Raw genomic sequence first — 14,692 nt, 5'->3', positions numbered from 1 at the left:
GGCACTACCCATGGGTCTGCACGTAGGGGCTGCCGGCCAGCGGCCGGCACTACCCCTGGGTCTGCACGTAAGGGGCTGCCGGCCAGCGGCCGGCACTACCCATGGGTCTGCACGTAGGGGCTGCCGGCCAGCGGCCGGCATGACCCAGCACCTAAACGTACGTCCCAGCATGGTTTTTTCCGGCGGCTCCGTGGCCGGCAAGGGGGTGCACGGGCAGGGAAAGCGGAGCTAGACTGTCCGCCTTTGCGGCCCTCGGGCCGCCCTGAACGGAAGTGTCCTCCCGCATGAGTTGGCTCAGCAAGTTGATGCCGTCCGGCATCCGCACCGACAACACCCCCAGCAAGAAGCGCAGTGTCCCCGAGGGCCTGTGGGAAAAGTGCAGCAACTGCGGCAGCGCGTTGTACCGTCCGGAACTGGAAGAGAACCTGGAGGTCTGCCCGAAGTGCGGCCACCACATGGCGATCCGCGCGCGTGCGCGCCTGGCCGCCCTGTTCGACGCCGACAGCACCACCGAGATCGGTGCGCGCCTGGGGCCGACCGACCTGCTCAAGTTCAAGGACCAGAAGAAGTACAGCGAGCGCATCAAGATCGCGCAGAAGAACACGGGTGAGTACGACGCGCTGATCGCCATGCGCGGTCTGCTCAAGGGCCGTGCACTGGTGGCCTCGTCGTTCGACTTCGCCTTCATGGGCGGCTCGATGGGCTCGGTGGTGGGTGAGCGTTTCGCGCTGGCCGCCGAAACCGCAGTCGAAATCGGTGCCCCCTACGTGTGCTTCTCGCAGAGTGGCGGCGCGCGCATGCAGGAAGGCCTGTTCTCGCTGATGCAGATGGCCAAGACCTCGGCCGCACTGGGCAAGCTGCGTGAAGCGGGCCTGCCGTACATCTCGGTGCTGACCCACCCGACCACCGGTGGCGTGTCGGCCTCGTTCGCGATGCTGGGCGACATCAACATCGCCGAGCCGCAGGCGCTGATCGGCTTCGCCGGCCCGCGCGTGATCGAGCAGACCGTGCGCGAGAAGCTGCCGGAAGGCTTCCAGCGTTCGGAGTTCCTGCTGGAACACGGTGCCATTGACCAGATCTGTGACCGCCGCGAGATGCGCGACCGCCTGTCCGATCTGCTGGCAATGCTGGGCCGTCAGCCGGCCCCGGAGGTGGCTTGATGGGAGGCCGCAAGTACTTCGGTACTGACGGCATCCGTGGGCGGGTCGGCCAAGGCGTGATCTCGGCCGATTTCGTGCTGCGCCTGGGCAACGCCCTGGGCCGTGTCCTGGTCGCCCAGCGCGGCCAGGACGGGCGCCGGCCGATCGTGGTGATCGGCAAGGACACCCGCATTTCCGGCTACATGTTCGAAGCGGCGCTGGAGGCCGGCCTGGTCGCTGCCGGCGCCGACGTACAGCTGCTGGGGCCGATGCCGACCCCGGCGGTGGCGTTCCTGACCCGCACGCTGGGCGTGGACGCCGGCATCGTCATCAGCGCTTCGCACAACCCGCATTACGACAACGGCATCAAGTTCTTCTCCGCCCAGGGCGAGAAGCTCGACGACGCCACCGAACTGGCCCTGGAAGCGGCGCTGGACGTTCCGTTCACCACCGCCGAATCGGAGAAGCTGGGCAAGGCGTCGCGCGCGCGCGAAGCGGTCGGCCGCTACATCGAGTTCTGCAAGGCCAGCGTGCCGCGCGCGTTCGACCTGCGTGGCGTGCGCCTGGTGCTGGATTGCGCACACGGCGCCACCTACCAGATCGCACCGCTGCTGTTCCGCGAACTGGGCGCCGAGGTGATCGGCATCGGTGCCGAGCCCAACGGCGTCAACATCAACGCCGGTGTGGGTTCCACCCATATCGACAACCTGGCGGCCAAGGTCCGCGAGACCCGCGCCGATCTCGGCATCGCCTTCGATGGTGATGGCGACCGTGTGCTGATGGCCGACGACCAGGGCAACCCGGTCGACGGCGATGACCTGCTGTACATCCTGGCCCGCGCCTGGAAGGACGAAGGCCGCCTGCGCGGCCCGGTGGTCGGCACGCTGATGAGCAACTACGGCGTGGAGAGAGCTTTCGCCGATCTGCAGATCCCGTTCGTGCGCAGCAACGTTGGTGATCGATACGTGCACCAGGCGCTGGTCGAAGGCGGGGGCGTGCTTGGCGGTGAGGCCTCAGGCCACCTGCTGTGCCTGGACCGGGCGACCACCGGCGACGGTATTGTCAGTGCCCTGCAGGTACTGGTGGCACTGCGCAACGGCGGCCAGACCCTGCGCCAGGCGCTGAAGGGTTTGGAGCGGGTGCCGCAGAAAACGGTCAACGTGCGGTTGGGCAATGTCTCGGCCAAGGCCACGGTGCAGGCCGACAGTGTGCAGGCCGCGCTGGCGGCCGCGCAGCAGTCGGTGGCCGGCCGCGGTCGCGCGTTCCTGCGCCCGTCGGGTACCGAGCCGGTGGTGCGGGTTACCGTCGAAGCCGATGACGCCACGCTGATGCAGGAGACACTCGATCGCTTGTCCGCTGCGGTGCGCGAAGCCGCTGCCTGAGCAGCGTGGCAATACCGCGTGTTGCACCCGACATGGCCGCGTTTGCGGCCATGTTTTTTTCTGGGAGGGGGACTCAACCGTGCGCGGCCCGCGATCGCGTTCAGCTGCGGCTGCGCACCTTGTGACGCGTCGTGTACGGGCGTTTCCGACCGCTGGGTCCTGCCCGCATCAGCGCGCGGGTAGGTGCTCTGGCATTGCACCGTGTGCGGTGCGTGACATCGCCCGCTGCCACTTCCAGGTGTCCCGGCACATGTCGGTGAGATCGTGACGCGCCTTCCAGCCCAGCTCGCGCAGCGCCAGCGAGGCATCGGCGAAGCTGACCGCGATGTCGCCATCGCGCCGCGGTACGATGCGGAACGGAACCCTTACGCCGGTGGTGAGCTCGAAGGCCTGGATCAGTTCCAGCACGCTGTGGCCCTGGCCGGTGCCAAGGTTGAGGGTGATGCTGCGCCGCTGGTCGCGAAGGAACTGCAGGGCCAGTACGTGGGCGCTGGCGACGTCGTGCACATGGATGTAGTCGCGCACGCCGGTACCATCATGGGTCGGATAGTCGTCCCCGAAGACCTGGACCTCCGGCAGCAGCCCGGCTGCGACCTGCGCGATGTAGGGCATCAGGTTGCTCGGCGTGCCATGCGGCAGCTCGCCGATCAGCGCGCTGGCGTGGGCGCCGACCGGGTTGAAGTAGCGCAGCGTCGCGATATGCAGGTCCTGGCCCGTTGCCGCCAGGTCGGCAAGCAGCTGCTCGACCACCAGCTTGGTGCGCCCATAGGGCGTCATCGCACAGGTTGAAGCGGTCTCGGCCACCGGGCAGTGGTCCTGGTTGCCGTACACCGTTGCCGAAGAGCTGAAGACCAGCAACTGCACGCCTGCATCCTGCATGGCACCGAGCAGGGCAATCGAACCGCTGATGTTGCTGTCGAAATACTGCAGTGGAATCTTCTGGGATTCGCCCACGGACTTGAGCGCTGCGAAGTGCAGTACGGCATCGATCGCGTGCTCCTGCATCAAGGCGGCCATGCGCGGCCGGTCCCGGATGTCAGCCTGCACAAACACCGGTGCCGTGCCGGTGATCCGTCCGATGCGCTCGACCACGCTGGCGTCGCTGTTGCACAGCGAGTCCACGATGACCACGCCGTGCCCCTGCTGCTGCAGCTCCACGCATGCATGCGAGCCGATGTAGCCAGCACCGCCGGTCACCAGTACGTTCATTGCCTTCACTGTTCCTTTGAGTCCATTCGAAAACGGGTGCTGCCGCGATCAAGATGAACGTGGCCTCCTACGGGCCAGGCACCATCTTCTTCTGCCGCGCCTTGAAGCCGTTGAAGATCGGCGCGATCAACGGGTTGTAGCTCCATGCGATGCGCTTGCGCAGCCAGCTGGCCGGCCGGTTGCGGATCGCGAAGCGATAGATCCGCTCCGGATCGCCGCCAATCACGTTGCGGCCGAAGGGATGGGTGGTGTGCAGGTAGCGGAAGCCCTGTTCGCGTGCCACTTCGATGTAGTCATCGTCGAAGTCACCATAGGGCCAGCACAGCGTATCGGAGACTTCGCCGAGCTTCTCCAGCAGCGTCTGCTTCGCCATGGCCAGGTCGCCGCTGATGCCTTCGCGGCGCTGCGCACGGTCCAGGTCATCGCGCTTGAGCCAACGGGTGTGGCTGTGGGTATGGCAGTGGACCTCAAACGTGCCGGCTTCGATTGCCGCACGCGCTTCGCTCCAGCGCATCATCACTTCGTCGCTGCGGCCCTGCTTGTAGATCAGGTCCTCGCAGGCGCGATGTTCCGGCGTGGCCGGCAGCTCGGCGCCTTCGATGCCTGCATGCGGGCGGATCGGACCTTCGTGCATCCAGCCGGTGACCACGAACACCACCGCATGCATGCCGTATTTCTGCAGGATCGGATGGGCGTAGACCCAGTTGTCCAGGTAGCCGTCGTCGAACGTGATCACGATCGATTTGCGCGGCACCGGCTTCCCGGCGAGAAAGCCGGCGTACTGGTCCAGCGTCAGCGAGGTCCAGCCGGTCCGTGCGAGCCAGGCGATCTGGCTCTCGAAGTTCTCCGGGGATACGGTGATCATTCCCGGCGAGTTGCTGACATGGTGGTGCATCAGCACCGGTACGGTTCTGGCGTTAGCCATGACCCAGCTCCTTCAACCATTGGAGGTAGTAGTTTTCAGTGGCCTCTCCGTGACCGGCCGCGCTGAACTGCTTGGCGCTGCGGATCCAGTCCCAACCGGCGCGGCCCATCTGCCGGCGACGTTCCTGATCATCCACCAGCAGCCGCAACGCACCAGTGAGGGCGGCGTCATCACCCAGCCGGGTGAGGATGGCATTGCTGCCTTCCACCAGCATTTCAGGCACGCCGCCAACGCGATGCGAGACGATCGGCAGTGCCGCCTGCGCCGCCTCGAGGAACACGGTCCCCGAGGCTTCCTTGTGGGTGGCCAGGGCGAAGATGTCGAAACCGGCCATCAGCCGGTGTGCGTCGCTGCGGAAGCCGAGCAGGTGCACCTGGCGCTCCAGCCCGAGTTCGCTGCGCAGGGCCTGCAGGCGGCCCATGACCGGCTCGCCGTCGCCGACCACGGCCAGGTGCAGGTCGGGATTGGTCTTGCATAGTGGCGCCATGGCGCGCAGCAGCTCGGCATGGCCCTTGGGCTCGCGCAGCACGGCCACGCAGCCGACCACGATGTCGCGCTCGGCGAAACCGAGTTCGGCGCGGACCTGTGCGCGGGTGGCCTGCAGGTTCTCCCAGGGATCGCCCTGCTCGGTCATGCCCCAGCGCGGCGGCGTCGCCATGGGGGGCACGATGCCGATGTGCTCGGCGGCAATGCCGCGGTCGACCAGCAGTCGCTTGACGAAATCGCTGACGGTGATGATCCGGTGCGGAAGACCGGTATAGGTCAGCAACGAATTGACCGGACTCATCAGGTGGCGCGAGCGCACCACCAGTGGCGTGCCGCCCAGGCGTGCGCCGGCCGCGGCGATCAGTGCGTCGCGGCGGCTGGTGGTGTTGACCACGTCGTAGCGTTCGCGGCGTACCAGGCGGGACACCGACCAGATGCCGCGCAGCAGCCGTGCCAGGCCGCCCATGCGCAGGGTATGCACGGTGAAGCCATCGTCGCGCGCGAGTTGGGCCAGGCGGGCATCGGGCTGGCACAGCAGCGACACCTGGTGCCCACGCGCACGCATCACCTGCATGTGGCGGAAGATGTAGATCTCCTGGCCGCCCATTCCCCGGGCAGCTTCGGTATGCAGGATCCGCAGCGAGCGTTTCATGGAATCCATCCTCTGTGGTCAGCGGTTGCGGAAGCGGGTCAGCGCTTCCCATGCGGTACGGACGGCGCCGGCATCCGGGGCCTGGCGCGGCAGCGGGCGGTAATGCAGGTCAAGCGCCGTCGCATTGCCGAACTTGTCGAACACGTAGATGGCATCGCCATGGCGGACGGCGCGTTGTGACCAGCTTTCCACCACCAGTGCGCGCTCGCCTGCGGGTTCGGCCAGCAGATCCTGGCCGGTGCTGAAGTCGCTCAGTGCGTTCTCGCAGCCCAGGGCGTGGCGCATCAACGTCGGCACCCAGTCCTCATGTGAACTGGTGCGTGTCTCATGGCCGCTGGCCTGGCCGGGCCAGTGCAGCACGAACGGCACCTGCAGCTGGTAGTCGGAGAAGTTGCCGTTGTGGCCCCAGTAGTTCAGTTTCAGGTCGTTGAACTCCTCGGCGTGGTCGCCGGTGACCAGGACGATGGTGTTCTGATCCAGGCCCTGCGCGCGCAGATCGTCCAGCAGGGTGCCGACGAGGCTGTCGGCGTAATGCACGGCGGTCCGGTAACGGTTCAGTTCCGGGGCCGGGTCGTGGTCCGGACCGAACCTGAGGAAGTCGATTTCCTGCGCCATCGGGGTCGCCAGCGGCGGGTAGCCTGCGGGCATGTGGTAGGGCGCATGGGTGGAATCGAGGAAGACGAAGCCGAACCACGGCGTGTGCGCTGCCTGGCTTGCACGGATGTCCTTCTGAAGCGAGGCTACGATGCTGCTGTCACGGCCTTCCGAACCCAGGCCGGGCGGGCCCTGGTGCAGCTGGTCGCGGACGTCCGCAAATGCAGTGCGGTCGAATTCCGGGCTGTACATCGGCGCGCTGCCGTACAGATGCAGGTCGTACCCCTGCTGGCCCAGCACCTTGAACAGCTGTGAGCCGCGCTGTTCGTCAAGCATGCTTTGCCAGTAGCCGCCCGGCAGGCCGTAGAGCAGGCCGAACAGGCCATAGCGGGTGGCGTTGCCCGTGCTGAAATGGCGGTCGTAGACACGAGCGGAGGCCGCCAGTGCCGAGGTGTTCGGCATGATCTGCGGAGTAAGCGCATCGTGGCGCAGCGATTCCAGCACGACCATCAGTACATTGGGCCGCTGTGGGCTCTGGCAGCGCAGTGGCTGCAGCGGATACAGCAGCTGCGCATGGCGAGGATCGGGCAGGCCGACCTGCTGTTCACTGACCACGCCCAGCCTGCGCATGAAGCTCTTGGCGGTGATCGGCTGGGCCCAGGGCAGGTAATTCCACTGGGCAATCACGTCACGGTCGCCGCGTGCGTCGTAGTAGGCGGTGGCCACCTGGCCGCTCGCCATCAGCAGGGCGACCACCGCCCAGGCCTGCAGCACCCTGCGCCGGCGGGGCGCGGCCGGCAGCAGCTTCCAGCACGCCCAGGCCAGGATGCCCTCGGCGGTGAAAATGGCCGCCACCAGCAGGCCGACCTGCACCCAGGTCTTCCACGACAACGCAATCTGGTCCTGCAGGGCGCCGCCGAACACCATGTTCAGGACCATGGCATTGAGGTGGAAGCGGTACAGGGTGAACACCTTGGCGTCGACCAGCAGCAGGCACAACCACAAGCCCTGCAGCAGTACCGCACTGATGCTCAGCGTGCGCGCGCTGCGCGGCCACAGGCCCAGCAGCAGTGGCAGCGCGCCGGCCAGCGCGCCGAAGGCGAGCAGGTGCCCGGGCAGGGCAATCGCGAGATAGGCCAGGCCCTGGTGGCCGCCCGGGTTGTCGTACAGCGGCACGTTGCCGAGGGTGATCATCGTCGCCAGCAGCGCATTGCCCAGGACGAACAGGGACCACCACGCAAGCCGGCGCCAGCGAAGGGCAGGGCCCGCAGAGGGAAGGGCGATGGCGGCTGGGGCGTCGGGCATGGTGCGTCGGGTCGGGGAGGCGCGGTCGGGGCTTGCGCTGCCAACGTGATGGATTCGTTAAATTGTGCGCAGGTCGCGCATTGTATCGATTTGTTTCCGAGGATCGAGTAGCGTCCGCCGGGTGATCTGTCACAATGTTCAGGCGGGCCATGAATGCGCAGGCCCCCCAGACCCAATGACAAGCCAGGAATTGCTGTGAGCCAGATCCCCACCCTCGACATCACCCGTTTCGACAGCGACCGCGAGGCCTTCGTGGCCGAGCTGGGCGCGGCCTACCGCCAATGGGGATTCGCGGGCATCCGCAACCACGGCATTCCGCAGGCCGACATCGACGCGGCCTACGATGCCTTCAAGGCCTTCTTCGCCCTGCCGGAAGAGGTCAAGCGCAAGTACCACGTGGCCGGCAGCGGCGGCGCCCGCGGCTATACCCCGTTCGGCGTGGAAACCGCCAAGGGCTCCAAGCACTTCGACCTGAAGGAGTTCTGGCACATCGGTCGTGAAATCGCCGACGACTCCAAGTACCGCGACGTGATGGCACCGAACCTGTGGCCGACCGAGGTCGAGGGCTTCCGTGAGCGCGGCTACGGCCTTTACCAGGCGCTGGACAACCTGGGTTCGCGCGTGCTGTCCGCGCTGGCCCTGCACATAGGCCTGCCGGAAGACTTCTTCGCCGACAAGACCAACTTCGGCAACTCGATCCTGCGCCCGATCCACTACCCGCCGATCACCACCGACGACATCCCGAACGTGCGTGCCGGCGCGCATGGCGACATCAACTTCATCACCCTGCTGGTCGGCGCCAGCGCCGCGGGCCTGGAGGTGCAGTCGCATGAAGGCGAGTGGGTGCCGTTCACCTCGGACGCGGACACCATCGTGGTCAACATCGGCGACATGCTGCAGCGCCTGACCAACCATGTGTACCCGTCGACGATCCATCGCGTGGTCAACCCCCCGGGCGAGCTGGCCCGCCAGCCGCGCTACTCGGTGCCGTTCTTCCTGCACCCGAACCCGGATTTCCTGATCGACGTGCTGCCCTCGTGCATCACCCCGGAGAACCCGAGCCGGTACCCGGAGCCGATCACCGCCCACGGCTTCCTCGAGGAGCGCCTGCGCGAGATCAAGCTGAAGTAAAGAAAAGTGAGGCCGCCGAAAGGCGGCCTTTGTCTTTGCAGGGTTGCACCCTGCACCCGCGGTAGTGCCGGCCGCTGGCCGGCAAGTCCAAAGCCAAAGCGGCTCTGGGTTTCTGCGTGTTGGGCGGGGCGGTGTGGGTTGGCGGGACGCGCCGTGAACCCCCAGACCGGCCCAGCCGCTGGCGGCTGTGCGTTCGGGCGCTTGCGAAGCAGTGCTTCGCAAGCAAAGCGCCCCCACCCCTGGGGGCTCGATGGCGCCATCCATGGCGCCAATGGTCCTGCCAACCCACACCTCCCCGCCTTCAACAGTTTCCCGGTGACGGTTGGTGGGTGTCGACCTTGGTCGACACGGTAGATCCACGCCTTGCGTGGATGAGATCTGTCGGATCGAAGTGGGGTAGGGGTTGGTCCAGCCGGCAGCAACCCGGAATACAGCTTTTGCCTTTGCTCCTGCTCTTCTTTTTTCTTTCCGTGGCGGGCGGAGCCGCCGGACTGTGTCAGAGGCCGGGTGGGTGGGGCTGCGCAGGGGCGTGAGCCGCATGGATGCGGCGATCGAGCTTACATGGACGTACTTGCAGCGTCCCCTGCGCAGTCCCACCCGCCCGGCCAAGCCCTGGATCTAGCCTGGCTCTCCGCGAGCAACCAAACCCCGCCCCCCGCCCCCCCCGCCACGAGGGGCTGCGCCGTTGGCTGAAAATCCATGTAACCGCTTACAAGGAAACGGATTTTTGCCGCAGCGGGTATCATGACCGGCTGACTTCACACAGGAGCCACCCGCTCATGCGCCGCAAGATCGTCGCCGGAAACTGGAAGCTGCATGGCAGCCGTCAATTCGCCAATGAACTGCTGGGGCAGGTGGCTGCCGGGCTGCCGCTGGAGGGGGTGGACGTGGTGATCCTGCCGCCGCTGCCGTACCTGGGCGAGCTGGTCGAGGACTTCGGCGAGACCGGCCTGGCCTTTGGCGCGCAGGACGTGAGCAGCAACGAGAAGGGCGCCTACACCGGCGAGGTCTGCGCGGCCATGCTGGTCGAGGTCGGGGCCCGCTATGGCCTGGTCGGCCATTCCGAGCGCCGCCAGTACCACCACGAGAGCAGCGAGCTGGTCGCGCGCAAGTTCGCCGCCGCCCAGCACGCCGGCCTGGTGCCGGTGCTGTGCGTGGGCGAGACCCTGGAACAGCGCGAGGCCGGGCAGACCGAAGCGGTCATCGCCAGCCAGCTGGCACCGGTGCTGGAGCTGGTCGGCGCGGCCGGTTTCGCCCAGGCCGTGGTCGCCTATGAGCCGGTCTGGGCCATCGGTACCGGCCGTACCGCGACCAAGGAGCAGGCACAGCAGGTGCACGCGTTCATCCGTGGCGAAGTCGCGCGTATCGATGCTAGAATCGCTGATTCACTGCCCATTGTTTACGGCGGTAGCGTGAAGCCCGACAATGCCGGGGAACTGTTCGCGCAGCCGGATGTCGATGGTGGGCTGGTCGGCGGCGCCTCCCTGGTGGCCGCGGACTTCCTGGCCATCGCAAGGGCGGCGGCCGCGAACTAATCCTAGAAGTATTGTCCGAGGGCGGTTTCCAATGCTGATGTTGATCCTCAATGTCGTCTACGTGCTGGTCGCTGTGGCCATGATCGCGCTGATCCTGATGCAGCGCGGCTCGGGTGCGGCGGCGGGTTCGGGCTTTGGTGCCGGCGCCTCGGGTACGGTGTTCGGTGCGCGTGGCGCCTCGAACTTCCTGTCCAAGTCGACCAAGTGGCTGGCCGTCGTGTTCTTCGGCATCAGCCTCTTCATGGCCTGGTATGCCGGTCATGGCAGCCGTCCGGCGGCCGACCAGGATCTGGGCTTGATGTCCGCCCCGGCGGCGGTCGCTCCGGCGGCTCCGGCAGGCGAATTGCCGGCCGTTCCGAAGGCTGATGCGGTCCCGGCCGCCCCGGTTCCGGCCGCGAATGTGCCGGCTCAGGCGGAATCTTCGGTTTCTGGTGAAGAAAAGCCTTCGGAAGGCTCCCAGAAACACTGAAGCCGGTTACAATACGCGGCGCATCGGGAAGATAGTCTGATGTGATCGTTTGCCCAGGTGGCGGAATTGGTAGACGCACTACCTTGAGGTGGTAGCGACTTAGGTCGTAGGGGTTCGAGTCCCCTCTTGGGCACCATTTGTAAGTAAAGCGGGTTCGCCTGGCGCGCAAGGCGCCAGGTAGATTCCCGTCCACTCCCCCATGCCAAAGCGCCTGCAGGCGCAGCGGCAGAGGCAAGAGAGAATCGCTGTGCTGGCCGAATATTTGCCGTCTCTGCTGTTTCTGATCGTTGCCACCGGTATCGGCATTACGCTGATGCTGGTTGGTCGATTCCTCGGTCCCCGCCGCCCCGATCTGGAAAAGCTGTCGCCGTACGAGTGCGGCTTCGAGGCCTTCGAAGACGCGCGCATGAAGTTCGACGTGCGCTACTACCTGATCGCGATCCAGTTCATCGTCTTCGACCTGGAAATCATCTTCATCGTGCCGTGGACCCAGGTCTTCATGGAGCTGGGCGCGCGTTCGCTCGTCACCATGGGCCTGTTCGTCGGCATGCTGTTCCTCGGTTTCATTTACGTCTGGAAGAAGGGAGCGCTGGAATGGGAGTGATTCAGACTCTCGATGGCCTCATGAACAACCCCACGCCGGAAGGCCGGGTTGATGACATCCTGCGGCCGGAAGGCGACAACCCGCTGCTGGAGAAGGGCTTCGTCACCACCAGCGTCGATGCACTGCTGAACTGGGCGCGCACCGGCTCGATGTGGCCGATGACCTTCGGTCTGGCCTGCTGCGCGGTCGAGATGATGCACGCCGGCGCCGCGCGCCTGGACCTTGACCGCTATGGCGTGGTGTTCCGCCCGTCGCCGCGCCAGTCCGACGTGATGATCGTGGCCGGTACCCTGGTCAACAAGATGGCCCCGGCGCTGCGCAAGGTCTACGACCAGATGCCGGACCCGAAGTGGGTCATCTCGATGGGTAGCTGCGCCAATGGTGGCGGCTATTACCACTACTCCTATTCTGTCGTGCGCGGCTGTGATCGCGTGGTGCCGGTGGACGTCTACGTCCCGGGTTGCCCGCCGACCGCCGAGGCGCTGGTGTACGGGATCCTGCAGCTGCAGAAGAAGATCTGGCGTACACAGACCATCGCCCGCTGACCCCTTCACCTGACAAGAGCGCGCCAAGCCCCCATGGCAGAGCAAGCATCCTTCATCGACCGACTCTCCGCACGTTTCGCTGGTGCGAAGGTCATCGTGGTCGAACCCCGCGGCGAAGTGACGCTGGAAGTGCCTGCCGCCGAGTGGCACGCCACCGCCCTGGCGCTGCGTGACGAGTTTGGTTTCGAGCAGGCCGTGGATCTCTGCGGCGTCGATTACCTGGGTTATGGCTCCGACGAATGGGACACCGCCGACGTGTCCTCGCAGGGCTTCAGCCGTGGCGTCGAAGGCAAGGCCCAGGGCCGTTTCGCGTGGGGTGAGTTCCCCACCGAGGAAAACGGTGCCGACGGTGCCCGCCCGCAGCACATGCCGACCCAGCGTTTCGCCGTGGTCGCCCAGCTGCGCTCGTACCAGCACAACCTGATGATGCACCTGCGCTGCTTCGCGCCTGACGAAGCACTGCCGGTGGTGTCCTCGCTGACCGGCATCTGGCCGGGCCTGAACTGGTTCGAGCGCGAAGCGTTCGACCTGTACGGCGTGATCTTCGAAGGCCACCCGGACCTGCGCCGGATCCTGACCGACTACGGTTTCGTCGGCCATCCGTTCCGCAAGGACTTCCCGCTGATCGGCAATGTCGAAGTCCGCTACGACGAAGAAAAGAAGCGCGTGATCTACGAACCGGTCACCTCGGTGGAGCCGCGTGTCGGCGTGCCGCGCGTGATCCGCGACGACGCCCGTCTGCAGACCGCAGAAGGTGAGCGCGCGCAGGAGGCAGTGAAGTGAGCCACGTACACCAGGCCGGCGAAGCATTCGCCAGCAACGCCGCCGAAAGCCGGCAGGAAATCCGCAACTACACCATGAACTTCGGCCCGCAGCATCCGGCCGCTCACGGTGTGCTGCGCCTGATCCTGGAAATGGACGGTGAAACCATCATGCGCGCCGACCCGCACGTGGGTCTGCTGCACCGTGGTACCGAAAAGCTGGCCGAGTCCAAGCCGTTCAACCAGTCGATCGGCTACATGGATCGACTGGATTACGTGTCGATGATGTGCAACGAGCACGCCTACGTGCGCGCGATCGAGACCCTGATGGGCATCGAGGCGCCGGAGCGTGCGCAGTACATCCGCACCATGTACGACGAGATCACCCGCATCCTCAACCACCTGATGTGGCTGGGCTCCAACGCGCTCGACCTGGGTGCGATGGCGGTGATGCTGTACGCCTTCCGCGAGCGCGAAGAGCTGATGGACTGCTATGAAGCAGTCTCCGGCGCACGCATGCACGCGGCGTACTACCGTCCGGGCGGTGTCTACCGCGACCTGCCGGACCACATGCCGAAGTACAAGGAGTCGCGCTGGCACAAGGGCAAGGCGCTGAAGCAGCTCAATGCTTCGCGCGAGGGCTCGCTGCTGGACTTCCTGGAGAACTTCACCGTCGAGTTCCCCAAGCGCATCGACGAATACGAAACCCTGCTGACCGACAACCGTATCTGGAAGCAGCGTACCGTCGGCATCGGCGTGGTGACGCCGGAACTGGCGCACCAGTGGGGCATGACCGGCGTGATGCTGCGTGGCTCGGGCGTCGCCTGGGACCTGCGCAAGAAGCGCCCGTACGCCAAGTACGATGCCGTCGATTTCGACATCCCGCTGGGCAAGGAAGGCGACTGCTACGACCGCTACCTGGTCCGCGTTGCCGAAATGCGCGAGTCCAACCGCATCATCAAGCAGTGCGTGGCGTGGCTGAAGGCCAACCCGGGCCCGGTGATGGTGAAGAACTTCAAGGTCGCTCCGCCCAAGCGCGAGGACATGAAGGACGACATGGAAGCGCTGATCCACCACTTCAAGCTGTTCAGCGAAGGCTACTGCGTGCCGGCCGGCGAGACCTACTCGGCGGTGGAAGCCCCGAAGGGCGAATTCGGCTGCTACCTGGTCTCCGATGGCGCCAACAAGCCGTTCCGCGTGCACCTGCGTGCGCCGGGCTTCGCCCACCTGTCCTCGATCGATTCGATCGTGCGCGGCCACATGCTGGCCGACGTGGTGGCGATGATCGGTACCTACGACCTGGTGTTCGGCGAGGTTGACCGGTAATGCCGTCCGCCACGCCAACGCCCGCTGCAGGCAGCCGGCGCAAGCCGGCGCCGCAGTTTCTGGAATTTCACGTTATGCATTTCGCTGAGGTCGGCCGATGAAGGCGACAGGTAATTTCGAGGCGGCGCGCGACGTCGACCCGATGGTGGTGCTGAGCGACAAGACCCGCGCTCACATCGATCACTGGCTGTCCAAGTTCCCGCCGGACCGCAAGCGCTCTGCCGTGCTGCAGGGCCTGCATGCGGCCCAGGAGCAGAACCAGGGCTGGCTGACCGACGAGCTGATCGCCGGCGTGGCCAAGTACCTGGACCTGCCGCCGGTGTGGGCCTACGAGGTCGCCAGCTTCTACTCGATGTTCGAGACCGAGAAGGTCGGCCGCAACAACGTGGCCATCTGCACCAACATCAGCTGCTGGCTCAATGGTGCCGAGGACATCGTGCGCCATTGCGAGAAGAAGCTGGGCATCAAGCACGGTGAATCGACCCCGGACGGCCGCGTCTACCTCAAGCGCGAGGAAGAGTGCCTGGCCGGTTGCGGTGGCGCGCCGATGATGGTCATCAACGGTCACTACCATGAGCGTCTGACCCTGGAAAAGGTCGACGAGCTGCTGGACGGGCTGGAGTAAGGGC

The 14,692-nt window shown here is 65.9% G+C and carries 14 protein-coding genes and 1 tRNA gene; 11 read left to right on the top strand and 4 right to left on the bottom strand.

From position 1 onward, the window contains the following. The first annotated feature begins 284 nt into the window (after nucleotides 1-284). Both accD and glmM read left to right on the top strand, forming a co-directional pair. The gene (gene accD, locus AC5P5R_RS07530; protein ID WP_005410473.1) at nucleotides 285-1,160 is read left to right on the top strand and encodes an acetyl-CoA carboxylase, carboxyltransferase subunit beta; all 876 of its coding nucleotides are present in this window, start codon (nucleotides 285-287) and stop codon (nucleotides 1,158-1,160) included. Beyond that, nucleotides 1,160-2,521: a phosphoglucosamine mutase gene (gene glmM, locus AC5P5R_RS07525; RefSeq protein WP_099479365.1), complete on the top strand. Its 1,362-nt coding sequence runs from the start codon at nucleotides 1,160-1,162 to the stop codon at nucleotides 2,519-2,521. Before accD ends, glmM begins: the two co-directional genes overlap by 1 nt. 168 nt (nucleotides 2,522-2,689) lie before the next feature. On the opposite strand, the gene galE is transcribed toward glmM, so the two are convergent. The 4 genes from galE to AC5P5R_RS07505 all read right to left on the bottom strand — a co-directional run bounded on the left by galE (nucleotide 2,690) and on the right by AC5P5R_RS07505 (nucleotide 7,692). After that, nucleotides 2,690-3,730, bottom strand: a complete 1,041-nt coding sequence (galE, locus tag AC5P5R_RS07520; RefSeq protein WP_164281709.1) for a UDP-glucose 4-epimerase GalE — start codon at nucleotides 3,728-3,730, stop codon at nucleotides 2,690-2,692. A 67-nt stretch (nucleotides 3,731-3,797) separates the two neighbouring features. Continuing rightward, entirely contained in the window at nucleotides 3,798-4,655 is an 858-nt protein-coding gene (locus tag AC5P5R_RS07515) for a polysaccharide deacetylase family protein (protein WP_005410470.1), read from the bottom strand. Beyond that, nucleotides 4,648-5,793: a glycosyltransferase family 4 protein gene (locus tag AC5P5R_RS07510; RefSeq protein ID WP_005410469.1), complete on the bottom strand. Its 1,146-nt coding sequence runs from the start codon at nucleotides 5,791-5,793 to the stop codon at nucleotides 4,648-4,650. Before AC5P5R_RS07510 ends, AC5P5R_RS07515 begins: the two co-directional genes overlap by 8 nt. Nucleotides 5,794-5,811: 18 nt before the next feature. Then, a complete protein-coding gene (locus AC5P5R_RS07505; protein WP_164281710.1) occupies nucleotides 5,812-7,692 on the bottom strand; it encodes a DUF3413 domain-containing protein in 1,881 nt (626 codons plus the stop codon). Nucleotides 7,693-7,845: 153 nt separating this feature from the next. Here AC5P5R_RS07505 and AC5P5R_RS07500 point away from each other — a divergent pair, with 153 nt between their 5' ends. From AC5P5R_RS07500 to nuoE, 9 genes are all read left to right on the top strand, one after another. Continuing rightward, a complete protein-coding gene (locus AC5P5R_RS07500; RefSeq protein ID WP_005410467.1) occupies nucleotides 7,846-8,823 on the top strand; it encodes an isopenicillin N synthase family dioxygenase in 978 nt (325 codons plus the stop codon). 779 nt (nucleotides 8,824-9,602) lie between these two features. Continuing rightward, the gene (tpiA, locus tag AC5P5R_RS07495; protein WP_005410466.1) at nucleotides 9,603-10,358 is read left to right on the top strand and encodes a triose-phosphate isomerase; all 756 of its coding nucleotides are present in this window, start codon (nucleotides 9,603-9,605) and stop codon (nucleotides 10,356-10,358) included. A gap of 31 nt (nucleotides 10,359-10,389) precedes the next feature. Next, nucleotides 10,390-10,827, top strand: a complete 438-nt coding sequence (gene secG / locus AC5P5R_RS07490; RefSeq protein ID WP_005410465.1) for a preprotein translocase subunit SecG — start codon at nucleotides 10,390-10,392, stop codon at nucleotides 10,825-10,827. A gap of 51 nt (nucleotides 10,828-10,878) precedes the next feature. Beyond that, nucleotides 10,879-10,963, top strand: a tRNA-Leu gene (locus tag AC5P5R_RS07485). 111 nt (nucleotides 10,964-11,074) lie between these two features. Next, complete coding sequence (locus AC5P5R_RS07480; RefSeq protein WP_005414075.1) at nucleotides 11,075-11,431, top strand: NADH-quinone oxidoreductase subunit A; 357 nt, start codon at nucleotides 11,075-11,077, stop codon at nucleotides 11,429-11,431. Further along, the gene (locus tag AC5P5R_RS07475; protein ID WP_005410463.1) at nucleotides 11,422-11,976 is read left to right on the top strand and encodes a NuoB/complex I 20 kDa subunit family protein; all 555 of its coding nucleotides are present in this window, start codon (nucleotides 11,422-11,424) and stop codon (nucleotides 11,974-11,976) included. Before AC5P5R_RS07480 ends, AC5P5R_RS07475 begins: the two co-directional genes overlap by 10 nt. Before the next feature lie 33 nt (nucleotides 11,977-12,009). Beyond that, nucleotides 12,010-12,759, top strand: coding sequence for an NADH-quinone oxidoreductase subunit C (locus tag AC5P5R_RS07470; RefSeq protein WP_005410462.1), 750 nt, complete (start codon nucleotides 12,010-12,012; stop codon nucleotides 12,757-12,759). Further along, the gene (locus AC5P5R_RS07465) at nucleotides 12,756-14,063 is read left to right on the top strand and encodes an NADH-quinone oxidoreductase subunit D (protein WP_014037950.1); all 1,308 of its coding nucleotides are present in this window, start codon (nucleotides 12,756-12,758) and stop codon (nucleotides 14,061-14,063) included. Before AC5P5R_RS07470 ends, AC5P5R_RS07465 begins: the two co-directional genes overlap by 4 nt. A gap of 97 nt (nucleotides 14,064-14,160) precedes the next feature. Further along, nucleotides 14,161-14,688, top strand: coding sequence for an NADH-quinone oxidoreductase subunit NuoE (gene nuoE / locus AC5P5R_RS07460; RefSeq protein WP_005410460.1), 528 nt, complete (start codon nucleotides 14,161-14,163; stop codon nucleotides 14,686-14,688). The last annotated feature ends 4 nt before the right edge of the window (nucleotides 14,689-14,692 follow it).

The sequence above is a fragment of the Stenotrophomonas sp. YJH_SMC_19 genome (genome assembly GCF_059367915.1).
Note: the sequence above shows the minus strand (reverse complement) of the source record. Positions and strands in the feature narration are given on the sequence as shown.